General features: G+C 40.6%; 23 protein-coding genes. 5 read left to right on the top strand and 18 right to left on the bottom strand.

Features of this window, described 5'->3' with window-relative positions; translation table 11 throughout:
- Nucleotides 1-68: 68 nt before the first annotated feature.
- From ade to NSQ70_RS07015, 5 genes are all read right to left on the bottom strand, one after another.
- On the bottom strand, nt 69-1,799 hold the full coding sequence (ade, locus tag NSQ70_RS07035) for an adenine deaminase (protein WP_047946861.1): 1,731 nt from the start codon (nt 1,797-1,799) through the stop codon (nt 69-71).
- Between the two features lie 263 nt (nt 1,800-2,062).
- Nucleotides 2,063-2,731 (bottom strand): TrkA family potassium uptake protein, encoded by a 669-nt coding sequence (locus NSQ70_RS07030; protein WP_008345123.1) that lies wholly within the window; start codon nt 2,729-2,731, stop codon nt 2,063-2,065.
- Between the two features lie 37 nt (nt 2,732-2,768).
- On the bottom strand, nt 2,769-3,611 hold the full coding sequence (locus NSQ70_RS07025; protein WP_047946864.1) for a gamma-glutamylcyclotransferase family protein: 843 nt from the start codon (nt 3,609-3,611) through the stop codon (nt 2,769-2,771).
- Nucleotides 3,612-3,631: 20 nt separating this feature from the next.
- Nucleotides 3,632-4,921 (bottom strand): ATP-binding protein, encoded by a 1,290-nt coding sequence (locus tag NSQ70_RS07020; RefSeq protein ID WP_007498613.1) that lies wholly within the window; start codon nt 4,919-4,921, stop codon nt 3,632-3,634.
- A gap of 144 nt (nt 4,922-5,065) precedes the next feature.
- Nucleotides 5,066-5,344, bottom strand: coding sequence for an AbrB/MazE/SpoVT family DNA-binding domain-containing protein (locus NSQ70_RS07015; protein ID WP_017359400.1), 279 nt, complete (start codon nt 5,342-5,344; stop codon nt 5,066-5,068).
- A 276-nt stretch (nt 5,345-5,620) separates the two neighbouring features.
- On the opposite strand from NSQ70_RS07015, the gene mreBH reads away from it, so the two are divergent.
- The 3 genes from mreBH to NSQ70_RS07000 all read left to right on the top strand — a co-directional run bounded on the left by mreBH (nt 5,621) and on the right by NSQ70_RS07000 (nt 8,173).
- Nucleotides 5,621-6,628: a rod-share determining protein MreBH gene (mreBH, locus tag NSQ70_RS07010; protein WP_017359401.1), complete on the top strand. Its 1,008-nt coding sequence runs from the start codon at nt 5,621-5,623 to the stop codon at nt 6,626-6,628.
- 74 nt (nt 6,629-6,702) lie between these two features.
- Nucleotides 6,703-6,834, top strand: a complete 132-nt coding sequence (locus NSQ70_RS07005) for a protein YkpC (RefSeq protein ID WP_003210922.1) — start codon at nt 6,703-6,705, stop codon at nt 6,832-6,834.
- Nucleotides 6,835-6,940: 106 nt separating this feature from the next.
- Nucleotides 6,941-8,173 carry an aminopeptidase gene (locus NSQ70_RS07000; RefSeq protein WP_342502521.1) on the top strand — a complete coding sequence of 411 codons (1,233 nt, stop codon included), beginning with the start codon at nt 6,941-6,943 and terminating at the stop codon, nt 8,171-8,173.
- Between the two features lie 40 nt (nt 8,174-8,213).
- On the opposite strand, the gene NSQ70_RS06995 is transcribed toward NSQ70_RS07000, so the two are convergent.
- A complete protein-coding gene (locus tag NSQ70_RS06995) occupies nt 8,214-9,833 on the bottom strand; it encodes an ATP-binding cassette domain-containing protein (RefSeq protein WP_007498620.1) in 1,620 nt (539 codons plus the stop codon).
- A gap of 144 nt (nt 9,834-9,977) precedes the next feature.
- On the opposite strand from NSQ70_RS06995, the gene NSQ70_RS06990 reads away from it, so the two are divergent.
- On the top strand, nt 9,978-10,253 hold the full coding sequence (locus tag NSQ70_RS06990) for a hypothetical protein (protein WP_024719551.1): 276 nt from the start codon (nt 9,978-9,980) through the stop codon (nt 10,251-10,253).
- Nucleotides 10,254-10,316: 63 nt separating this feature from the next.
- Here the strand turns inward: NSQ70_RS06990 and lepB are convergent, their stop codons facing one another.
- From lepB to NSQ70_RS06950, 8 genes are all read right to left on the bottom strand, one after another.
- The gene (lepB, locus tag NSQ70_RS06985) at nt 10,317-10,889 is read right to left on the bottom strand and encodes a signal peptidase I (RefSeq protein ID WP_039168702.1); all 573 of its coding nucleotides are present in this window, start codon (nt 10,887-10,889) and stop codon (nt 10,317-10,319) included.
- A 210-nt stretch (nt 10,890-11,099) separates the two neighbouring features.
- On the bottom strand, nt 11,100-12,992 hold the full coding sequence (locus NSQ70_RS06980) for a PTS fructose transporter subunit IIABC (protein ID WP_008345139.1): 1,893 nt from the start codon (nt 12,990-12,992) through the stop codon (nt 11,100-11,102).
- 13 nt (nt 12,993-13,005) lie between these two features.
- On the bottom strand, nt 13,006-13,917 hold the full coding sequence (pfkB, locus tag NSQ70_RS06975) for a 1-phosphofructokinase (protein WP_060811895.1): 912 nt from the start codon (nt 13,915-13,917) through the stop codon (nt 13,006-13,008).
- Nucleotides 13,914-14,669, bottom strand: coding sequence for a DeoR/GlpR family DNA-binding transcription regulator (locus NSQ70_RS06970; protein ID WP_008345143.1), 756 nt, complete (start codon nt 14,667-14,669; stop codon nt 13,914-13,916). The genes pfkB and NSQ70_RS06970 overlap by 4 nt, the downstream gene beginning before the upstream one ends.
- Before the next feature lie 335 nt (nt 14,670-15,004).
- Nucleotides 15,005-16,198, bottom strand: coding sequence for an ABC transporter permease (locus tag NSQ70_RS06965; RefSeq protein WP_160757736.1), 1,194 nt, complete (start codon nt 16,196-16,198; stop codon nt 15,005-15,007).
- Nucleotides 16,185-16,886, bottom strand: a complete 702-nt coding sequence (locus NSQ70_RS06960; RefSeq protein WP_047946876.1) for an ABC transporter ATP-binding protein — start codon at nt 16,884-16,886, stop codon at nt 16,185-16,187. The genes NSQ70_RS06965 and NSQ70_RS06960 overlap by 14 nt, the downstream gene beginning before the upstream one ends.
- Nucleotides 16,883-17,989 carry an efflux RND transporter periplasmic adaptor subunit gene (locus NSQ70_RS06955; protein WP_173407976.1) on the bottom strand — a complete coding sequence of 369 codons (1,107 nt, stop codon included), beginning with the start codon at nt 17,987-17,989 and terminating at the stop codon, nt 16,883-16,885. The genes NSQ70_RS06960 and NSQ70_RS06955 overlap by 4 nt, the downstream gene beginning before the upstream one ends.
- Before the next feature lie 20 nt (nt 17,990-18,009).
- The gene (locus tag NSQ70_RS06950) at nt 18,010-18,630 is read right to left on the bottom strand and encodes a YIP1 family protein (protein ID WP_039168665.1); all 621 of its coding nucleotides are present in this window, start codon (nt 18,628-18,630) and stop codon (nt 18,010-18,012) included.
- 518 nt (nt 18,631-19,148) lie between these two features.
- Here NSQ70_RS06950 and NSQ70_RS06945 point away from each other — a divergent pair.
- Nucleotides 19,149-19,526: a hypothetical protein gene (locus NSQ70_RS06945; RefSeq protein ID WP_047946885.1), complete on the top strand. Its 378-nt coding sequence runs from the start codon at nt 19,149-19,151 to the stop codon at nt 19,524-19,526.
- Between the two features lie 47 nt (nt 19,527-19,573).
- On the opposite strand, the gene moaD is transcribed toward NSQ70_RS06945, so the two are convergent.
- From moaD to glp, 4 genes are read right to left on the bottom strand one after another with little or no spacing between them, the layout of a single operon-like run.
- Nucleotides 19,574-19,807 carry a molybdopterin converting factor subunit 1 gene (moaD, locus tag NSQ70_RS06940; RefSeq protein ID WP_342502520.1) on the bottom strand — a complete coding sequence of 78 codons (234 nt, stop codon included), beginning with the start codon at nt 19,805-19,807 and terminating at the stop codon, nt 19,574-19,576.
- Nucleotides 19,800-20,291 carry a molybdenum cofactor biosynthesis protein MoaE gene (locus NSQ70_RS06935; RefSeq protein WP_041092418.1) on the bottom strand — a complete coding sequence of 164 codons (492 nt, stop codon included), beginning with the start codon at nt 20,289-20,291 and terminating at the stop codon, nt 19,800-19,802. Before NSQ70_RS06935 ends, moaD begins: the two co-directional genes overlap by 8 nt.
- A complete protein-coding gene (gene mobB, locus NSQ70_RS06930) occupies nt 20,284-20,811 on the bottom strand; it encodes a molybdopterin-guanine dinucleotide biosynthesis protein B (RefSeq protein WP_024719560.1) in 528 nt (175 codons plus the stop codon). Before mobB ends, NSQ70_RS06935 begins: the two co-directional genes overlap by 8 nt.
- The gene (gene glp / locus NSQ70_RS06925; RefSeq protein WP_207801570.1) at nt 20,793-22,067 is read right to left on the bottom strand and encodes a gephyrin-like molybdotransferase Glp; all 1,275 of its coding nucleotides are present in this window, start codon (nt 22,065-22,067) and stop codon (nt 20,793-20,795) included. The genes mobB and glp overlap by 19 nt, the downstream gene beginning before the upstream one ends.
- Nucleotides 22,068-22,069 lie beyond the last annotated feature (2 nt).

Genomic DNA, 22,069 nt, shown 5'->3' with positions numbered 1-22,069 from the left:
TGTCTCTTTTTTATGCGCAATAAAAAAACCCGCATATCTGTACGATACGTGCGGGTTCAGTCATTGTTTTACGATTGAATCGGGAGATGCTGAAAACTTCTCACATCAAACAATCCTTGTGTTGTCATTTTCACATCAGGGATGACTGGCAGTGCCAAGAAGGATAATGTCAAAAACGGATTAAAGTCTAAGACAAAGCCTGTTTCCTTTAAAGCATCATGGAGTGCATGAAGGCTTTCATTGACCGTATGTGCAGGTTGATCTGATAATAAACCGGAAATCGGTAATGGAAGCGTATGAAGAACTTCTCCGTCTTTTACAACGGTCAAACCGCCCCCTGCTTCTTTTAACGTCTCAATGGCTTTGATCATATCAGCATCATTTGTTCCAACAGCAATTAAGTTATGCGAGTCATGGGCAACTGTTGTTGCAATCGCCCCCTCTTTTAAGCCGAAACCGCTGACGACCCCTATCCCAATTTCAGATAGACCTTTATGGCGTTCGACAAGTACTATTTTTAATACATCTCGATCAATATCACTCGTAAATTGTCCATCGCTTCCAGAAGGAGATATTTGTTCTAATTTCGTTTCAAGCTGATTCGGTATAATGCGAATGACATTCATCTTTTGGTGATCTGTTATAGGCAGCGTTAGATCTTTCTCTTGAACGTCCACTGCATGTACCGATTGCATGAGCGAAGAATTTGGCGTGATCTTGTCGACACTTGGCAAATATTCTCCATGTTCAGAGACCAATTCCCCTGCGATAAAGACGCTTGTAATTCCTACCTCATGTAAGTCAGAAATGAGCATAAAGTCCGCGTCAAAGCCTGGTGCAATTGCTCCCTTTGTTTTGAGACCGAAGCACTCCGCTGCGTTTAAACTTCCCATTTGATATGCTAAAAAGGGGTCCAATCCTTCTTGTATCGACATCCGTACTTGTTCATCAATACTTCCTTGAGCCATTAAATCATCTAAATGTTTATCATCCGTACAAAAGAAAAAGCGTCTCGCATTCTTCTCATTGACAGCAGGTAATACGTTTTTCACGTTTTTAGCAACAGAGCCTTCTCTCAGCATGACATACATGCCTCTTTTGACACGTTCAAGGGCCTCTTGAGCTGTTGTCACCTCATGATCCGTTTGGACATTAGCTGTTCGGTACACATTAATTAATCGGTCCGTTAATCCTGCTAGATGGCCATCAATGAGTTTATGTTCATGTTGAGCATCAAGCAGTTTTTGAAGCATATCTTCTTCCGCTTGTTCCACCGCGACATAATCCATCACTTCGGCAAGACCAAGCACTTCTTTCTCCTGATAAAGAGGCTTTAAATCTTTTGCTTTTAGTGTAGCACCTGACCGTTCAAAGCTGACTGCCGGTACACAGGATGGCAGCATGAAATATATATTTAAAGCAGCTTTTCTCGCTTCTTCGAGCATAAAACGGATACCTGCAACACCGGATACATTGGCAATTTCATGCGGGTCTGTTACAACAGTTGTCACGCCGTGAGGAACGACAGCTTTGGAAAATTCAGCAGGAGTCACCATCGAGGATTCGATATGAACGTGGCCGTCAATGAAACCGGGAACAAGCATTTGACCTGTTGCATCCAGCTCCTGTTCTCCTTCATACTTCCCAATTCCTACTATTTTTCCATTTTCAACAGCGACATCAGCGTCTATCCATTCCTGGTTAAACACGTCCATAACCTTCGCATGTTTAATCACTAGGGCTGCTTTTTTTCTCTTTGCAGCTACCTCAATTTGATGTCTGAAAAGCTCCTTATCCAACGACACTGCCTCCTCCGAGTAAACAATATAATGTTTCTTATCGTAAACGAATCTGTTTGTCCAGTCAATGACATTTAGAGAAAATCAACCATATCAAAAGATTGATTTTTATTTCTGAATAGTGATAATTGGCTGAAAAATAATCATGTTCTATTTTGCTGTTCTTTTAGAAAGCAAACGGCTCTTTCCCACTTTGTTCTCTCCCACAATGTCCGCCCCATATGTACAGTTCTAAAACAAAAAAACACCCCTTCTCGGAGTGTTTAATAGTCGTTCTGCATTTCCCGTTTTTCAAAGCGCCCGATATCTGCCACTGCCCCAATGACAATGAGGATATCTTCTTTTTGAATCATTTCATCTGCGAGCGGTGAAACGATCACTTCTTTCCCGCGTTTAATTGCCACGATATTGATCCCGTACCTTGCACGAATGTCGAGATCTAACAAAGAGTGCCCAGCGAGTCTGCTGTTGGCGACGATTTCAATGAGGCTGTACTCATCTGACAGCTCTAAGTAATCAAGCACGTTGTTAGAAATAATTTTATGTGCAATCCGTCTGCCCATGTCTCGTTCAGGATGAACAATACGGTCCGCACCAATTTTATTCAAAACCTTTTCATGGTAGTCATTTTGAGCTTTCACTGTGACCATTTTGACACCAAGCTCTTTCAGCATAATCGTTGTTAAAATACTGGCCTGAATATTTTCACCTATCGCCACGATCACATGATCAAAATTGCGGATGCCTAGGTTTTTTAGGACAGATTCGTCCGTCGAATCACCAATCACGGCATGTGATGCAATTTTAGCATATTCGTTCACACGATCTTCATTCATATCCATGGCCATGACTTCAAGTCCTTCTTCGCTTAGCGCCTTGCAGATACTTCCGCCGAAGCGTCCAAGACCAATGACTGCATATTCCTTTTTCATGTTCAGACTCCTTTTATATCACTTACCATGCATTTTACTACGGTTTCATTAATGAATCCATATGCGACCGTATTTTTTTACGGAACGCTTCACTTAAGTAAAGGTCTGCTCCTTTTTCGATTTCACTGCGATAATGACCAGGAGGCGCAATTTCTTCGCTCTTTTTTAAAACGAGAAACGTCAAGCAGTCCTCATACACTTGATCACCTACTGTGACATCGACAAATGCTGGACGATAAGTCCCTTCATTCACACCTTCTCGTTTGTACAAATAACGAATGGCATCAAAAGGTACTTCATATAGAACACCCTCTGTTTCTCCGCCGTCTTCTACCATATCTGCTCTTGATCCATCAGGGCGCACCAATGTAAACCTTGTGGTAAAACGATCAAGTGTGCCGCCGCCGATGATTTGTTTGAAATAATGTTCCACTTTCGCAAGCTTAAACCTTGCATCATCCATACAGGACCCATAGGCAAAATAATAGAAGGAAGACGGTTTGCGCTCCCATAGTTGATATGACTTCCAGCAGCCGCTTTCAATCTCCTTCAGGCTCGATGCCTTCTGCTTACATATTGTATAAGCAACGGCTGACCTTGGCCCCTGGTCTGTCATAACCTCTATTTCCTGCTGGTCATACCCTTCCTCTAGCTCATCTATCTTATGCAGCGTTTCATCACTGACCTCATACAATTCTCCATATACTGTGTTTTGTTCCGAGACAACACACACAGGGTAACCCTCACCTGTATCGTACAGTCTCCCTTTTATCCAAGCAGATGCTGCTAATGGACTGCTTTCTTTCATCAATGTCTCGTGATACTTTTCGTGCTTTAAAAGTGTCCCATACACAAATAACGTCTTTGTCTCTTTCGTCATCACACATCCTCACCTTGCTACTATCTGCTTTTTTGATACACAGGTAAGTAAATATCAAAAGCCGTCCCTTTGCTGAGCTCGCTCTTTACATCCATTCTTCCATGGTGATCTTTTAAGATCGTCGCACAGATCGTTAAACCAAGTCCTGTACCTTCTTTTTTAGTCGAAAAGAAAGGATCATATATTTTCAGAATGTCCTCTTCGGACATTCCTTTTCCTTCATCTTGAATCGTGATTTTCCATTCATTCATCACTTTTTCTGTTGATATGTATATATTGCCGCCTTCAGGCATCGCCTCGATCGCATTTTTGATTAAGTTAATGAACAGTTGCTTCATTTGATTGGCGTCTGCTAATATCGTGCCAGCATCCTGCTTTTTAAATGGCTGTTTGAGATCAATATTTGAAAGAACGGCATTGGTCTTTAATAACGTAATCACCTGCTCTAGCAAATCATGGAGCTGTACTTCTTGAAATTGAACCGATTGAGGTTTTGCTAAGACAAGCAGCTCACTTAAAACAAAATCAATGCGTTTAATTTCAGAAAAGATGATATCAAAATAATCGGTTCTTTCAGGATATTGCGTTTTCATCAGCTGCAAAAATCCATTGACTGAGGTGAGCGGATTTCTGACTTCATGGGCAATGCCAGCGGCTATTTGTCCTGCAACAGCCAGCTTTTGTGCCTGCATTTGTAATTGCTGATTTGATCTTTCAAGTTCAAGCTTTGCCTGCTTTTGTTTCGTGATATCTGCAACCGTTCCAATACCTCCAGTAAACTGGTGCTGTTCATCGAAATAAAGCTTATAATGCACATCTCCCCATACCTTTTTTCCTTCTTTATGGAGAAGCTGCAGCTCCACCCGCCCTTCATCCTTATGCTCTTTGATCACAGACAACAAATGCTGAACGACATGCTCTTCTTGATCAAAGTACTGATTGTACATCGTACCTAGACACTCCTCTATGTCGTAACCCGTCATTTGTTTCCATGCTTGATTTAAAAAAATGATTTCACCTTTTTCATTAGTTTCAAAAACGATTTCTTGCAAGTTATCTGTTATTCGATTCAGCCGCTCTGTCAGTTCGTGTGCTTCTTTTTCTCGTTTATTTAAATCTGATACAAGCAAATTCAACCGGTCCACATAGCCTGAGATGGTCCAAATACCGGCCAAAACAACGACTGTAAAGGCTAGATCGAGCGGCCAATTAATGTGATAGCCGCTAAGATAATAAAAGAAATCCCAGCTCAAAATTAATATAAATGCAAGAACGGATAACAGGATCCGTACTTGATATGTTTTGTTCAAATAATTCCACCTGCCGCCCTGAGATTCTTTGTCAATTGTACCATTTTCCACTTATTTTTTGAGGGAGATGCGGCATTTTTAAGGAACTTTTTTAGAAAAAATAGCCTGCTCTCAGCACAATGGGAGAGAACAGGCTATTTTAATTTACTGCTGAAGGGCTTCTTGAAGCTCTTTTAGCAGTAGTTCTGCGCCTTCAGCGCTTAATGTAATTTGACCATTTCCATACTCGTGGTTCTCAGAAGTAATCTCACCAGTCATCAGGCATACGCCCTCTGGCTGATATTTTTTCAAGACGATTTTATCTCCATCTATAAAAAATTCCATACTGTCTTTAATAGCGATATCAAGTGCTCTTCTCAATTCGATTGGCATCACAATACGCCCTAGTTCATCTACTTTTCTTACAACTCCGATAGATTTCAATTTCGTTCCCTCTTTCTTTCATTAGCTCAAGATCAATCTGTTTTTCACCAATTGATATATCGTAGACGTAAGAGATTCTTAAAAGGTTTCTCCTGCATAAAAATTTTTTTCAAAATCGAAAAACCAAAGGGAAAATTTATTGTGATTGTCAAAATGAGACTTGAATTTTACAGATTCATTTCAAGGTGATCACAAACCCCCACAAATGACCTCAACCCTCTGAACTTTTAAATGTAAAATTGTTTAAAACAGCAAAAATAGAGATTGGGTGAAAACATGTTTCAAAATGCCGAAATTGGAATTGATTTAGGAACAGCTAACATATTGGTTTACAGTAAAAATAAAGGAATTATTCTCAATGAACCATCCGTTGTGGCAGTAGATACGGAAACAAAAACTGTCCTTGCAGTGGGGTCAGAAGCAAAAGAGATGATTGGGAAAACACCTGGAAAAATTGTAGCGATCCGTCCGATGAAAGATGGTGTCATCGCTGATTATGATATGACAACCGATTTACTTAAACAAATTATGAAAAAAGCAGGAAAAAATATTGGGTTTACCTTTAGAAAGCCGACTGTGGTTGTTTGTACACCTTCAGGTTCAACAGCTGTCGAACGCCGCGCGATCAGCGATGCTGTCAAAAATTGCGGAGCAAAGCATGTGCATTTAATTGAAGAACCCGTCGCAGCTGCAATCGGTGCTGATCTCCCGGTGGACGAGCCTGTTGCCAACGTCGTTGTAGATATTGGCGGAGGAACAACAGAGGTAGCGATCATTTCATTTGGCGGAGTTGTCTCTTGCCACTCGATCCGAATTGGCGGAGATCAACTGGATGAAGATATCATTACTTTTGTGAGAAAGAAATACAATTTACTGATTGGTGAACGGACAGCTGAGCAGGTAAAAATGGAAATTGGTTATGGACTCATTGAACACGAACCTGAGTCATTAGAAGTTCGTGGACGCGACCTTGTCACAGGTCTTCCAAAAACAATTACACTTGAATCAACAGAAATTCAAGGTGCTATGCGAGAATCACTTCTTCATATTTTAGAGGCGATTCGAGCTACATTAGAAGACAGCCCTCCAGAACTGAGTGGTGATATCGTAGATCGCGGCGTCATTCTAACTGGCGGTGGTGCACTATTAAACGGTATTCAAGAATGGCTCTCTCAAGAAATTGTCGTCCCAGTTCATATCGCAGCAAATCCTCTTGAATCTGTCGCAATTGGAACAGGTCGTTCATTAGAAGTAATCGACAAATTGCAAAAAACATTAAAATAATCTTCATGTTCTACTTCTTTTTTCATCATTTCGATCATATCGTGATGAATGGATAAACGTGAAGGAGGAAGAACATGTTGCTTGATTTAGGTAAACGGGTCGTTGTCACAGTCATTTTAACCGGTATTATTTTAGGAGGAATGAGCCTGTCGTTTTCACATATGCCCCCTTCTAATGCACAGCCTGTGAAACAACTGAACCGCTAAAAAAGCCGCACGAAAGCGGCTTTTTTATTTTGCTTCGGGACGGCTCCCCATTTTCCTTTTCGGTCTTAAATCTGATATGATGAACATGACTAAAGGAGGGTTTTTTATGAGTTCATTCGAAAAACAACTAGATCAATATGCAAAAACCATCGTTGAAGTAGGTGTAAATGTTCAAAGTGGTCAAGAAGTGGTCGTATCTGCGTTCACTGAATCTGTAGACCTTGTCCGCCTTGTGGCAAAACACGCATATGAGCGTGGAGCGAAAAACGTACATATCCGCTGGAGTGATGGTGTTCTGACCCGTTTAAAATATGAACATGCCCCACAAGATGTGTTTGAGCAATTTCCAGAATGGGAAGCACAGATGATGGAAACCATCGCAAAACGTGGCGGTGCTTTTATTACGATCTTGTCAGAAAGCCCTGATCTTCTAAGTGGCATTGACTCGAAAAAAATTGCTTCACAGCAAAAAGCTGCAGGTTCAGCACTTCATACATATCGTCAATACGTTCAATCTGACAAAGTTGCATGGACAGTCGTCGGGGCTGCATCAAAAGATTGGGCGAAAAAGATTTTCCCTGAGCATGAAGATGAAGAAGCTGTTGCATTATTATGGGAACAAATCTTTAAAGTCGCCCGCGCTGATCAGCCAGATCCTGTTGAAGCGTGGAAAAAGCATGATGAATCACTAAATGAAAAAGTAAAAGTATTAAATGAACGTCACTACCACAAGCTGCACTATGAAGCACCAGGTACAGATTTAACGATTGAACTTCCAGAGCAGCATATTTGGGTAGGTGCTGGCAGCGTAAGTGAACGCGGCGTATCATTCATGGCCAATATGCCAACAGAAGAGGTCTTTACCGTACCTAAAAAAGATGGTGTAAACGGAACTGTCTCTAGCACTAAGCCACTTAGTTATGCAGGAAACATTATCGATGAATTTACGTTAACCTTTGAAAATGGGCGTATTGTAGATGTGAAAGCAAAAGAGGGCGAAGACATTTTAACCTCTCTCGTTGAAACAGATGAAGGCTCACATTATCTAGGTGAGGTTGCCCTTGTACCAGATGATTCACCAATTTCTAACTCAAATATCCTCTATTACAATACACTTTACGATGAAAATGCATCCAATCACCTTGCCATCGGCAGCGGTTATGCATTTAATATCGAAGGCGGTAAAGAGATGAAACGTGAGGAATTAGACGCAGCTGGTGTGAACAGCAGTATTACACACGTCGATTTCATGATTGGTTCAAAGGAAATGAATATTGATGGGATCACAAAAGATGGTAAACGTGAACCGATTTTCCGAAATGGAAATTGGGCTTTTTAAAGAAAAAAGACATCCTCATGTGGATGTCTTTTCTTTATGTTTATGCATACAGTTCTTGTAGTCTTTTTTGAATCTCTTGATCTGATAAGAACTCATCATAAGTTGTTTGTTTATCAACGATGCCATTTGGCGTCACTTCGATAATCCGGTTTGCAACTGTTTCAACAAACTGATGGTCATGAGATGAGAAGAGCATAGCCCCTTTAAAGCTCATTAGACCGTTATTCAGCGCTGTGATGGACTCTAGGTCTAAATGGTTCGTCGGCTCGTCTAACAGCAAAATATTCGCTCCAGACAGCATCATTTTTGATAACATACAACGAACCTTTTCTCCACCTGATAAGACGCTTGCTTTTTTCTTCACTTCTTCCCCAGAGAAAAGCATACGGCCTAAGAAACCACGCAGGAAGCTTTCACTTTGATCATTAGGAGAATATTGACGAAGCCAATCAACAAGATCTAAATCGCTTCCTTCAAAATATTCGCTGTTGTCTTTAGGGAAAAAGGCTTGAGATGTTGTCACGCCCCATTTAAACGTCCCGCTGTCTGGCTCCATTTCACCAGCAAGGATTTTAAATAAAGTAGAGACAGCAAGCTCATTACGGCTTAAGAACGCAATTTTATCCTCACGATTCATAATAAAGCTGACGTTATCCAGTACTTTTACACCGTCAATCGTTTTTGATAGACCTTCTACTTGAAGGACATCATTTCCGATTTCACGCTCTGGCGCAAAATGAACATAAGGATATTTACGAGAAGATGGTTTAATGTCATCTAGCGAAATCTTATCAAGCAATTTCTTTCTTGATGTCGCTTGCTTCGATTTAGATGCGTTCGCACTGAACCGAGCAACGAATTCTTGAAGCTGCTTAATTTGTTCTTCTTTTTTCTTGTTGGCATCCTGGCTGAGTTTTAATGCCAGCTGGCTTGATTCATACCAGAAATCATAGTTTCCGACATACACTTGAATTTTTCCAAAGTCAAGGTCTGCAATATGCGTACATACTTTGTTTAAGAAATGACGGTCATGCGATACGACGATGACGGTATTCTCAAAGTTAATGAGGAACTCTTCTAGCCACTGGATCGCTTGTAAGTCCAAGTGGTTCGTTGGCTCATCGAGAAGGAGAACGTCAGGTTTACCGAATAAAGCTTGTGCTAAAAGCACTTTTACCTTTTCAGATCCGCCAAGCTCAGACATTTTCTTCGATTGCAAGCTCTCTGGAATGCCAAGACCTTTTAATAGGATCGCAGCTTCACTTTCCGCTTCCCATCCGTTTAACTCAGCAAATTCACCTTCAAGCTCTGCTGCACGAATCCCGTCTTCATCTGAGAAATCAGGTTTCATATAAATCGCATCTTTTTCCTGCATCACATCATATAGACGTTTGTGACCCATGATGACGACTTTTAACACTTCAAACTCTTCGTATTCAAAGTGGTTCTGTTTTAAAATCGCTAAACGTTCACCAGGACTCATATGAACATCGCCCGTTTGAGCTTCAATTTCTCCAGAAAGAATCTTTAAGAACGTTGATTTACCAGCTCCATTGGCACCAATTAGTCCGTAGCAGTTGCCAGGAGTGAACTTAATATTTACTTCTTCAAATAATTTACGATCAGCAAATCGCAAACTAACATTATTCACTGCAATCATTTATTAATCCTCCATCACTCATTCATCAATATGAAGTATAACATGAATAACGATTGATAGAAACGTCTCTCGCTAAGAACAAAGGCTTTTTGTCCAATATGGTATAATAAGTGGGAATGTTTTTGTTGAAGGAGTTCGGGCGATTTGAGATTACTCACACTCATGGAATACTGTTTATTGATTTTCTTTATGGGCATTTATTTATCGGCGACTGGCTTTAATGCAAGAGACTTTGGCCTTTATATTGGACTTGTCCTCATTTACACACTGGTCCATATCTTTTCAAAACGGTTTTTACAAAAGCGCGGAAAAGACAATGTGAAAATTGGATTATTCCGTTCTGTTGTGGCGATTACCGGGTCCGTTTTCGCTTCTGTTTTGGCCATTGTCATCATTGTCACGATGCTCACACCAAATTAAAAACGACCCTACATGAAGGGTCGTCCATTCAAGCACCTTTCTTACGCATTGAGAAAGGTGTATTTATTGTGTTTGTCGAATATCGCCAAATGGGAAGAAAACAAATTCTGATGTGCCGACAATCCGATCCTTTTCAATGAGTCCGAGTCCATTTCGACTGTCCATAGAATTCAGTCTGTTGTCACCCATAACAAAGTAATCGTTGTTCGGTACTTTCACTGGACCAAAATCTCCTGTTAAATGTACCTCATACTCTTTGGCATGCGCCTTGTTCTCTTTTAAATAAGGCTCATCTACTTTTTTACCATTAATGTAAAGCGTATCATCCTTCATTTCAATCGTGTCGCCTGGAAGGCCGATCAATCGTTTGACATAATGAATTTTCTGACCGTCTTTTCCATTAATAATCACGATGTCACCACGTTTGACTCCACCGAGATAGTTGATGGTTTTGTTAACAAACAGCTTTTCTCCATCATGAAGGGTTGGTTCCATTGACTCTCCTTCCACCACATACGGCTCAAAAATAAACGTACGGATGATGAGGACGAGGGCAAGTGCAATTAAAATGGCTTTGATCCATTCAAACAGAGAACTTTTCTTCTCTTTTTTGGCTTGTTTCCCATCAGATTGAATGTCATTTTCGTTTTGTTTGTTTTCTTCGTTCAAAATACTGCTTCCTCCTAAGACTTTCTGCTAAAAGACTTGAAACGCGAATTGAATAACTTTACTTTATCACATGTCATTTGAAAATTCACAAGACAACCATTCAATTAGATATTTTTTCCTAATTTGCTGATGATTAAACAAAAAGAAGCACCGCTCTTCACGATGCTTCTTTTCAAATTAAGCTTCTTGTCGGACTGGTTTTTTTAGAATTCCGAGAAGTAGCGCTGTAACAATGGCACCGATTAAGATGCTGATGATGTAAAGAACTGGATGATTTGTTACCCAGAAAACGAATAGTCCGCCGTGTGGTGCAGGAAGCGTCACTCTAAAGAATTCTGTTAATCCACCTGCAACTGCTGCACCAATCACAGCTGAAGGAATGACGCGCAGAGGATCTGCCGCTGCAAACGGGATCGCCCCTTCCGTAATGAACGCAGCTCCCATGAAGTAGCATGTAATACCTGCTTCGCGGTCACGTTTAGAGAATTTGTTTCTAAAGATCGTTGTCGCTAGGGCAATTCCTAGAGGCGGCACCATTCCACCTGCCATAATCGCAGCATGCGGTGCATAGTTGCCAGCAGCAATCATCGCAAGACCAAATGTGTAGGCCGCTTTGTTAATCGGACCACCCATATCAATGGCCATCATACCAGCTAAAATAATCCCCATTAATACAAGGTTTCCAGTACCAAGTGATTCAAGCCAGTGTGTTAATCCGTCCATGACCATTTTAACAGGTGTGTTGACGATGTAATGCATGATAATCCCTGTAAAGAAAATACCGAACAATGGATAGAGCAGAACTGGTTTAATTCCATCGAGCGACTGTGGTACAAAAGTGAATACTTTTTTGAGTAGCACCACGATGTAACCAGCAAGGAAACCAGCAATCAATCCGCCTAAGAATCCAGCTCCTGCTGCAGAGGCCATGAATCCGCCAACCATACCTGGTGCGAAACCTGGACGATCTGCAATACTCATTGCGATAAATCCAGCTAATACAGCAACGATTAAGGCAAGTGCATTATCTCCACCAATTCCTTTTAATACAGCTGCAAATGAATTGAAAGAAGGATCTTTAGGGTCAGCTGAGTTAATTCCCCAGAAGAATGAAATCGCAACGAGGATACCGCCCCCAACAACAAACGGAAGCATGTTGCTTACACCGCTCATTAAGTGCTTATAGAATCCACTTCTTCCCTTACCTGACGATTCATTTTCATCTTTTGAAGAACTGCCGCCTGAACCTTTATAAATCGGCGCATCTTGATTGATGGCTTTTTCGATCAATTCTTGCGGACGGCGAATTCCAGCTGTCACAGGTACTTCAATGACATGTTTGCCTTTAAAGCGTTCCATTTCCACTTGTTTATCAGCTGCCACAATAATAGCTGGCGCTTCTTCAATTTCTTTTGCTGTCAGGGCATGTTTAATTCCACTAGAGCCGTTTGTCTCAACTTTAATGTCAACGCCCATTTCTTTTGCTTTTTCTTTCAAAGCATCTGCGGCCATAAATGTATGCGCGATGCCTGTTGGACAAGCTGTCACCGCTAAAATTTTAGCAGGTTTTCCCGGTGCAGCCGGTTCCTCTTTGACTTCCTCTTCTTCTTCATCGTCTTTATCATGTGTATTGATAATTTCAATGATTTCATCTTCAGTAGCCGCTTCAAGAAGTTGCTTTCGGATCTCTTCACGCATGAGAAGTGTGGATAAACGAGAAAGTGCTTCTAAATGCGTGTTGTTTGCGCCTTCAGTTGCTGCAATCATAAAGACAAGATGACTTGGCTGTCCGTCTAATGATTCATAATCTACACCAGCTGTTGAACGGCCAAATGCAATGGCAGGTTCTTTCACACTTGCTGTTTTCGCATGAGGAATCGCAATTCCTTCTCCGATTCCCGTAGAGCTTTGTTTTTCACGATTAACAACAGCTGCTTTGTAGCCTTCTTTATCATTTAATTTACCAGCTGTATCTAATACAGTGACCAGTTCTTCAATAACGGCTTCTTTTTGCTGGCTGTCTAATTGAAGCTTAATCGTATGCTTCGTGAGTAGTTCTGTAATTTTCATGATGACTCCTCCTTTAAATGCGTGTGACTTTTACTTGTGGCAATAATGTATCGACAAGCTCTTTTGTTCCAAGTTCCTCAGAAAATGCTGTAGCACTTCCTGATGTGACGCCAAGCTTAAATGATTCTTCTATGGAAAGGCCTTTAGAAACGCCAGCTAAGAATCCTGCAACGACTGAATCCCCTGCACCAACTGAGTTGATCAGCTTGCCTTTTGGAACATTAGATTGAAAGATCCCTTCCTTACTGAATAAGAGAGCGCCGTCTCCAGCCATAGATACAATGACATGTTCAGCACCTTGTTCCAACAGCTTTTTCCCATAAGGAATGGCTTCTTCTGCAGATGAAATACTGGTTTCAAACATTTCACCTAACTCATGATGGTTTGGTTTCATTAAGAATGGTTTCAGATCTGCTGCTTTTTTTAAGGCTTCTCCAGAAATATCAAGTACTACTCTTCCCCCTTGCTTCGCACAGACTTCAGCAATGCGCTCATATGTGTTATGAGGCAGTGAAGAAGGAATGCTGCCTGCTAATACAACGACATCGCCTTCTGTTAATGAAGTGAATTGGGATAAAAACGAATCGAACTGTGCTTCAGTAATACTTGGACCGAGCCCGTTGATTTCCGTTTCTTCGCCTGTTTTTAGTTTCACATTGATACGTGTATCTTCTGGCACCTCATGAAAGGCTGTTTGTAATTGTTCGTTTTGTAAAAAGTCTTGAATATATTTGCCTGTAAAACCGCCAATGAATCCAAGTGCTTTTGATTCAACACCGTGCCGTTTTAAAAGCCTTGAGACATTGATTCCTTTACCACCTGGATATTTTTTGTCATAGGTTGAACGATTTAAACCGCCGACCGCAAAATCCTCCACGTGCACGATGTAATCAACTGATGGGTTTAAAGTAACTGTATAAATCATGTTTTCACTACCTTTATAACCGTTTTTTCATGGTAATTATCGAATGAATCCTCTTTTGCGTCGTTTGTGATAATGGTGGCTTCCTGTAAACTAGCAAAGGTTGAAAACGATATTTCGCCAAACTTTGAGGCATCTGTTAAGATGTAGGTTTTTTTCGCCTGCTTCATAGCTCTTTTTTTAATGAGCGCTTCTTCTGGATCAGGTGTTGTAAACCCTGCCTCGGGATGAATGCCGTTCGTCCCAACAAAGCTTTTGTCAAAACGGTAATTTTCCATAGCTGTCAAAGCTGCGGCTCCCACCATGGCTCCTGTTCGATGTTTCACTGATCCGCCTATCAGGTAAAAAGAAATGCCTTTTCTCATGAGTGCTTCAATGTGCATGACACCATTTGTCACCACCACGATATCTTGATCTGGATCGATAAAGTCAATCATTTGCTGTGTTGTCGTACCAGCATCTAAGTAAATACAATCGCCTTGTTTTAAAAGTGATGCAGCTGCCTCTGCAATCAATGACTTTTCATGAAGGTTTTTGGCAGATTTCTCAAACACATCTGGCTCAAGACGAATACTAGATATTTTAGCAGCTCCTCCGTGAACTCTTTTAAGAAAACCTTTTTCTTCGAGGGCTGATAAATCTCTTCTAATTGTAGATTCAGACGCATCCGTCATAATCGTTAAGTCCTGTATTTTGATGACATCGTTTTCTTCTAAATAGTCGATAATGAGTTGATGTCTTTCTGGTGTTAGCATTGAAAACACCCCCTTTTGAAAACGTATTCATTTTGCGCGCACCTTTATTGTAATCGCTTTTTTCAACATTATCAATACAAAACAATCAAATACATTCAATAACTATCAAAATCTTTCACAATGGTCATCTTACCTTTATATGTACCATTTGTAAACTGAAAAATATGTGACATTGAGAAGAAAGTCATGATATTAGCATTTCTATCATTTTTCATTTCATTCAATTGAACGAAAAAAAGCCTTTATGCGTTTTGCATAAAGGCTTCAGGTGCGGAAAAGCAGGCAACATATCTCGTTCTACCTTCTTGTCAGCACCTTGAACGTTAACTTTAGGATTATTCATATCTAAGTGATTCAATAGGATCGAGCCTCGCTGCTTTATTGGCAGGAATCAGTCCAAAAATAATACCAATGAGCATACTAAATAGGACGCCTCCACATACGATCTGCCACGATACAAGAGAAGGCCACCCTGCAAACAGTGACACAAGTGAAGCACCTCCTAAGCCAAGCGCGATTCCAAGTAACCCACCGATCAGTGTAAGGACGACAGACTCAATTAAAAACTGAACGAGTATTTGAGTCCTAGTTGCCCCAAGTGCCTTTCGAATTCCGATTTCTCTTGTTCTTTCTGTGACTGATACGAGCATAATATTCATGACACCAATGCCGCCGACAAGTAATGAGATACCAGCAATTGAGCCAATGATTGTTGTCATGACAGACGTAATCTGACCAATGCCTGCTGCAATCTCTTCCAGATTGATCATTTCGTAAGCATCGTCTGTATGGTGATTTTTATTTAATCGTGCAGCCGCACTCTTTCCTACTTCTTTCATTTGATCAGCATGTGCGACTTGAATAGACAACTTATCATATTCTTTCACACCAAATGCAGTTGTCAGCATTGCAAAAGGGACATATATTTCATTCATATCAAATGAAAACAGCCCTTCCTGTTTTGCTAAAACTCCGATCACCTCAACCGGCTGTCCATTCATCCAAATCAACTCGCCTACTGCCTTCTCTCCATTAAACAATTCTTTTTGTATCCCTTCTGAAATAACAGCTGCCCTTCTTCCGCTCCTAAAATCGATTTCACGTAAGTCCTGTCCTTCTGCTATATGTAATGAATGTACATTCGTGTAGCCTTCATTAATCCCATTGACCGTTGCATCTATTGTTGTATCTTGGAACCTTAATTGCATGCCTTGTGCCGTAGAGGAGGCAACCTGTTTAACCCCATTCAATGCTTGAACACTTTGAATGTCTTCTTCAGTAAATGTGGCTTCAAATAACGCATTCGGATTCGCATTTAACTCCTCATCAGAGGGTGTATAGGTCATATCAATGGTATTGTTTGGCCCTGAAATTGATTCTTTCAGCATTTGCTCGCCGCCTTGACCGATGGCAACGACTGCAATCACCGAGCCAACCCCAATAATAATGCCAAGCATCGTTAAAATAGACCGCAATTTATGAGCTAGGACAGAATTCAGCGCTATTTTGATATTTTCAAAGAGTTTCATTCATTGTGTCTCCTTGTATCAATCTATCTTGAGCGAGGCGTCCATCTCTTACAACGACTATCCGGTTTGTATACGCAGCTATTTCTTCTTCATGAGTAACGAGCACAACCGTTGTTCCTTCCTCATTGAGCTTTGTAAACTGTTCCATAATCGAGCCGCTCGTTTTTGAATCAAGAGCGCCTGTTGGTTCATCTGCCAAGATGAGCTCCGGCTCATTGACAATCGCACGTGCGATGGCTACTCTTTGCTTTTGACCCCCTGACAACTCGTTTGGCATATGCTTCATTCGATCTGCCAAACCAACCTTTTCAAGTGCCATTTCCGCACGCTCTTTTCTTTCCTTTTGACTGATACCAGCGTAAATCATCGGAAGTTCAACATTTCGCCTCGCATTTAATCTAGGCAGTAAATAAAATTGTTGAAAAACAAAACCAATGGATCGATTTCGAATCACTGCCAGTTCTTGATCCTTTGCTGCCGACAGCTCCATACCTTGAAAATGGTACTGTCCGGAGGTCGGGTGGTCCAGACAGCCAATGATATTCATTAACGTTGATTTTCCAGAGCCGGACGGGCCCATAATGGACATATACTCGCCTTTACCAATGACGAGGTCCACTTCACTTAATACATCAAATGTCTCCTCAGCGACTTCGTAGCTTTTTGTCACGTTTGAAAGCTGAATCATTCAGCATTCACTTCCATTCCGTCATACATATCATCTGATGGCTCTGCAATGATTTGATCTTCTTTTGTTAAACCTTTCGTCACTTCAAGATCTTGACCTGACGTTTCACCTAATGTCACTTTTACTTTCTTCAGTGCATTCTTTTCAACAACATAAACGTATGAACCATCTTTGTCTTTTTTCACAGCTGTTTCAGGAATTGTGTGCACTTGACGCTTGTCCGTTTCAATTTCCATGATCATTTTAAAGCCTGGTTTTGCATCCGGCTTTTTCCCTTTTATTTCAATTTCGACTGGATATTGTACGGTTTGATCACTAGCAGCTGTTTCTGCTGTTGACTGGGCAGGCACAGCGCCCACTTTTTTCACCACTCCTTGCCAACTCTTTCCGCGAATGACATCAGACGTTACCTTTACTTTTTGTTTCTTTTTGACTTTCATAGCATCATACTCACTGATTAAGCCTCGTACAATCATTTTTTTCTCATTGCCAATATGGATTAACGGCTGTCTCTCTTCTAGCTTCCCTGCGCCAGCATCTTGCTCGATGGAGATGACTGTTCCTTCAATTTTGCTATGTATCGTTAAATCTTCTATTTGTGCCTTTACTTTTTCTTGGTTAAGCTCCGCTTGTTTTTGCTCTAATTCAGCAGCTTTGAGTTCGAGTTCAAGCTGATCTCGCTCGTTTTTCGAATCAGAGCCCGCCTTTTTTCCCTGATTTTCATCTAATGAATTGAGTCTATTTTGTAATTGTTCAAGCTTTAGTGTACTTGATTCAGCCGCAAGTGCTTGCTGCTGTTCTTCAAGCTCCAGTTCCTTATTTTCATATGTAAGGAGCGGTGTTCCAGCTTTCACTTTTTCTCCTTCTTTCACAGCGATATGATTCAGGCTTCCCTTCTCCTCTTCTGTATAAATAAATTGCTCCTCCGAGAATGAAAGTGTTCCAGGCGTCATCACCTTAGAGGTTATTTCTTTTGATGCAAGTTGGACTGTTTTAAATGATGCCGTAGAGGCAGGCTTTGATTGGTTTTTTGCAATATTAAATCCAATAAATAGACCAATCACAATAATAATAATGGATCCGATGATGATTTTCTTTCTCATAAAAACATTCTACCTCCAGCTTACTGCATGTTGATGGTGATCGTAGTTCCTATATATTGAAAAATTAAAGATAATACATAAAAGACACTCACAATAATCCAAGATATTCTTGGCGAAATGCGGCCGACCTTGATCAATAAAAAGCCTGTTAAAACAAGATTCCAGATCACAAAAAGGTCAATATTTCCTAACACAGCATGCCATGAACCAGACATTCGAATGAATGCGTTTAATGAGGTAATAGTGATATCTTTTGGCACATGAAACATGATGATCGCTAAATGAGAAATGATCGTACCAATGATCGTAATAGGTGTGATATAAAGCACACCTGAAAATAGCTGCTGAAACGTTGCATCACCTTTTGCTAAAAAGACGATGAACTTGTATACGGCAGTATTAATGACAATCCCAATGACCAAACCAATGAGCGTGATCACATAAACGAAAGGGATTGGTAAAATTAAATCTGCCCACATTCCTTCATTCACTAGCTGAGACAAATAAGTGACAACAACTGTTAATACAAGCACACATGATAAAGGCCACCAAACGAATGGCTGCTCCCACACTCTTTTTAAATGCTCTGATGGTCTTGTGCTTACGCCTATAATTGTGGGTTTTTGCGTTGTTTCTTTCATCAAATGTCATCCTCTCCATGTGCTGTAAGTATGGAAACGTTTTTTCATACTCTTGTTGTTTCTATTTTATCAAAAGATTGCCAATAAGTGATAGATCATTTGATTTTCTTATTTTCATAGTGATAGGATTGAATCTATTATTCTATTTTCATGAACGACATCCTTCAAATGATACCTTGATCCGACCATATTCATATGAAAAAATCATGATTTTACTGACTGAAAAACATTTTATGAAGTAAACAACATGTCTTTCGGAATAAATATCCTTTTCCTTTGGATTCAGATGGTCTCAGTTAGACACAACAATTTTTTGTTAAAATATTCCTAGTAATTTCAATGAATCCCGGCTTTATAGGACTATGTTTAGCGCCTTTTATAGAACAGATGAGCCTTTAGTATCAATACTTTCATATTAAAAAAATAAAAATAAAAGGATTTTACTTGATCAAATGTTATTTTTTCATATAATGTAAAATAGAGGTAGGTTAAATGATAGTGGAAATGGAGTCAAGTGAATGTTAAGAGAAAAATTGAAAATGCAATTGATTTTACTTTATGAAAAGGAACAAGAAGCATGGCAATACTTTAGAAAGGAAAGAGAACTGATTTATCATGAGCTCAAATTACTTGATATGAAAGAGAGCAGACCTTCTAATGACAAAATATACTACGCAGCAAGGTGTGTAGATATTATTAAAGAAAAAAAGGGAAGCATCGTGAGCACAAAAGAATTAAAAGAACAGCTTCAAGCACGAACAGATTTCAATGTGAGACGAATCAGCGAATTGTATGATCTCATTCAACAGCTCGATCCTCACATTTCTAAAGCACGCCGGGGATGTTTTATTTACGAAGATCATACCCAAGTACCTCTACAATCTTTTCACACATAAAAAAATTGGTTACAGCCGCCGGCCATAACCAAATCCTCTAATATCTATTATCCACCACTTACAGGAGGAATGAGTGCAACAGTGTCCCCGCTACGCACTTCAGCATTTCCCTTCGTATATATTTCGTTGACTGCAACCATCACGTTTTGTGCAGTATCAACACCATATACCTCCTGTAATTCTATTTTAATCTCATCAACCGTTGTTTGATCTTTTTGAATGATGATTTGTTGTTTACCGGCCTTCTCAGCAAGGCCGGCGAACAATAATACGCTAATCATGCCGCTTCCCTTCTTTCTCGTTAAGTTGGAGAGTACTAGGTTTTCCTTCCGGGTATGAAACGGTTTCAAGTTGATCACCTATCCAAGCCTCTCCATCTTCCCAGTATTCCTTTTTCCAAATAGGAACGATTTCCTTTATTCGTTCAATCGCATATTCATTGGCTTCGTATGCAGCTTTCCGATGAGGTGATGAAACAGCTATTGCCACTGCAATGTCACATATCTCAAGAGTGCCAATACGATGCACAATAGCAGCTTCTGTATCAGGCCAGCGTTTTTTAATTTCTTGTCCAATTTGACTCAACATATTTTCCGCCATTGGTATGTATGCTTCATATGTTAAACGCAGCGTTTTTTTGCCATTTGTCCATTCTCTTACCGTTCCTATGAATGTCGTAATGGCTCCCGCTTTGCGTCTTGTGACATGCTGAATCAATTCATTCACATCAATTGGCTCTTTTGTGATGTTAAAAAGTTCATTCATACGAGGCTTCCCCCTTCAATAAATTAAACGCAAATGTGATCCCGCGCTTGTCAAATGCTGAAAACACAGGAAACGGGTATTTCTCAGTGAATTGTATTTCTTTATTGAAATAAATGGCTGCTTGTATATGAGAAAGTGTTGAAAGATCAATGAGTTCCTGTTCGTCTTTGACACACAGGATTTTGCGGTAAGGCGCCTGTTTGTATCCTTCGATCAAGACGGCATCTAAAGGAAGATGCTGACACATGTTGAGTAGTTGCGCGAATGTCATGTGCCGTATGAAAAAGTGACATTCACCTTCTCCCTCCACACCTGCGGCAAATGCACCCGCTTGAACATATCGATCCGTATCTTTTTGTTTGAACAGACGGTCTGGCTTTCCGCCATGTCCGTGATGTTTGAAGCAGCCTAGCTGCATTTCTTCTTCATCCGCCAGCTGACATAATTTTTCGATCAGCGTCGTTTTACCACTATTTTGATAGCCCACGACTTGTAGAATGTTTAATTTGTCATCCAACATGGAGCACCGCCTTCGTGGTGAAATAGCAGAACGCTGACCTGGTCACCTGCACTAAACCCTCTTGTTCCTCCGGGCAATACAATGAAACAATCAGCATGAGCAATAGATGTCACCGCACTAGATTTATCAAGACCTGTTGGCGTCACACTTAGCTGGCTGCCAGCGAAATCAAGTGATGCTCTAACAAATCGTGTGAACGGATTGGCTTTTGGAAAATCATGTGTCAGCTTCGCCTCAGCAAAAACGGGAAATGGATTTTCTTTCAAACACCATTTATAAATGATCGGTTTGACAAATAGTTCAAAGCCAACAAAACAGGCAGCCGGATTTCCTGACAGCCCATAAAGCAATTGACCATTTGGCAACGCAGCAACGGTCGTCACACTTCCAGGTCTCATGGCCACTTTATTAAACAACACATCTGCACCAAGTTTTTCATAAATAGCAGGTAAAAAGTCAAAATCACCTACCGATACACCACCTGTTGTGATGAGCATATCAACTTTGCTTAAGGCTGCTTTTACTGCTTCATAGCTTTGATCAAAATCATCGGATACACCGCCTAAATCAAGCGGTTCTCCTCCAGCTTCAAGAACCTGAGCGTACACCATACTTAGGTTACTATTTCTAATTTTACCGTCCACCATGGCATCACTTACTTGTAGGAGCTCGGTACCTGTTGAGATGATACCGATGACCGGTTTTTTGACGACCGGCACAACCGCATACCCGAACGTTGCCAATATCGCCGTCACGCCTGGGGTTACTTTTGAGCCTTTTTTGATCATGACGTTCCCTTTGAGGGTCTCTTCTCCTTGCCGAGAAATATTGTCTCCCTTTTTCAGAGATCTTTTAAGTGACATCATTGATTTGCCGTCTTTTTCAAACGTTTTCGTCAATTCGAGCATGATCACAACATTTGCTCCTTTTGGAATCTTCGCTCCTGTCATGATGCGAATCGCTTGAAAAGGGCCGATCGTTTTTGCAGAAACAATACCTGCCCCTATATGATCAATGACCTCAAATTCAACCGGATGCTCGCTCGATGCATCCTTTGTATCTTCTGCTCGAAGTGCAAAACCATCATACGGAGAACGATCAAAGGCAGGAACATCGTGATCTGCTAAAATATCCTCTGCAAGCCATCTTCCAAGGCTGTTCTTTAAAGGAACCCATTCGACTTGTCCATGTTTTTGAAATTGGTGGACTTTCTTTACTGCCTCTTCTACTGGAATTGGCTGTCGTCTTTCCATCACTT

Source organism: Bacillus sp. FSL R5-0397, from assembly GCF_038593395.1.
In the GTDB taxonomy this organism is placed as follows: Bacteria; Bacillota; Bacilli; order Bacillales; family Bacillaceae; genus Bacillus; species Bacillus altitudinis.
Note: the sequence above shows the minus strand (reverse complement) of the source record. Positions and strands in the feature narration are given on the sequence as shown.